Source organism: Microvirga sp. P4_G7 (genome assembly GCF_056401005.1).
The window spans coordinates 1-510 of the sequence record NZ_JBFUKD010001214.1; the positions used below are offsets into that span (position 1 = coordinate 1).

General features: G+C 61.3%; 1 protein-coding gene. It reads right to left on the reverse strand.

The features are described from left to right. Nucleotides 1–510 (reverse strand): molybdenum ABC transporter ATP-binding protein (locus AC1DT3_RS23940; protein ID WP_477467628.1); only part of this gene is annotated, 510 nt, incomplete at both ends.

The following is a 510-nucleotide window of genomic DNA, read 5'->3' on the forward strand; positions in this document are numbered from 1 at the left end:
CTCACGAGGACAATGGGAACGCCGCCTTCATCTCGAAGACGCTCGATATACGGATAGATCTCRTTCTTTCTGGCCTCGTCCAGCGAAGCCAGGGGCTCGTCCATCAAGAGGAGATCGGGATCCGACAAGAGGGCGCGCCCGATTGCGGCGCGCTGCTTCTCGCCCCCTGAAAGCGTCGCCGGACGGCGTTCGAGAAGATGCGCGATGCCGAGAAGATCGGTCACCTGTTCGAAGCTCGTCGAACTGTTCCTTCGTCGCGCGAACCAGCGGCCGAAGAGAAGATTCTGCCGAACGTTCATATGCGGAAACAGGCGTGCTTCCTGGAAGACATAGCCGACGCGCCGCTTGTGCTTCGGCACGAAGACATTGCGGCGCGTATCGACAAGAGTGCGTCCGTTGACGACCACCTGTCCTTCGCTCGGCCGGACGAGGCCGCTGATGGCGTTGATGAGCGTCGTCTTGCCTGATCCTGATGGACCGTAGACGGCCGTCAGCCGGCCAGCCGAATGG